We start from the raw sequence: 776 nt of genomic DNA, 5'->3' as shown, positions 1-776 counted from the left end.
ACACGCCGGTGAATCATAGCAGGATGTTCCGCCAAAGCTTTCATGGCCGCGACAACTTCTTGGGTCTGAATTGTCGCGTCGGTAAAGTCGTAAAGGGTGGTGGGCGGCTGATCGCCGACCGGAAAACTGGCTATCGTCGCTCGAAGTTCGCTCACAAACGCGCTAAATTCGTCCATCGAACACAAGCCCATGAGCTTCACTTCGATCATGCACAATTCTTTGTGTTTAATAATGATGTGCAACGACGATTTCCTCTCAAGACACCCATAAGGCGCGGTCATGTAGAAAGGGTTAAAACCAGACCGGCGGCTAAGTGTTGAATGGCAAATTCGGATTGCTAAGCGGCGAACAGACTTCGGACTTCGTTTTCCAGAGTCTGTAACGTAAACGGTTTCTGTAGAAAGCGGTCTGCAAGACCAGTGCGTTGGATGCTTTCCCCAGTGTAGCCTGAAATGATAATCGTTCGAAGGTGGGGGCGGTCGGCGAGCGCTTTTCGAACTAAGTCGAAACCATTTATAGCTCCAGGCATTCTGACGTCTGTTACAATAAGGTCAATGCGAGTCACGCCTTGCACCATCTTGAATGCGTCATCGCCGCTGGCTGCCAGGATTACCTCGTAGCCCACGGTCTCGAGTTGATCCCCGATCAACGTTCGTATCCTTTCCTCGTCATCGACGACGAGGATAACCCAACGGTCACGAGACATCGTCTCAGTTCCCAACGTTTTCTAAAATACATACTGAACCTAGGATGGTGAGCATGGCTAGTGGCAAACT

The 776-nt window shown here is 50.5% G+C and carries 2 protein-coding genes; both read right to left on the bottom strand.

Going from position 1 to position 776, the window contains the following annotated elements:
* Window positions 1–209: hypothetical protein (locus tag QBJ92_RS20570; RefSeq protein WP_277971550.1), on the bottom strand; the 209-nt coding region annotated here is incomplete at its 3' end.
* Window positions 210–337: 128 nt separating this feature from the next.
* Window positions 338–706 (bottom strand): response regulator, encoded by a 369-nt coding sequence (locus QBJ92_RS20565; protein ID WP_277971549.1) that lies wholly within the window; start codon window positions 704–706, stop codon window positions 338–340.
* Window positions 707–776: the final 70 nt, after the last annotated feature.

It is taken from the genome of Sphingomonas echinoides, from assembly GCF_029623395.1.
Classification (GTDB): Bacteria; Pseudomonadota; Alphaproteobacteria; order Sphingomonadales; family Sphingomonadaceae; genus Sphingomonas; species Sphingomonas echinoides_A.
The sequence above is the reverse complement of the archived record's forward strand: the minus strand, read 5'-3'. Positions and strand labels throughout refer to the sequence as shown.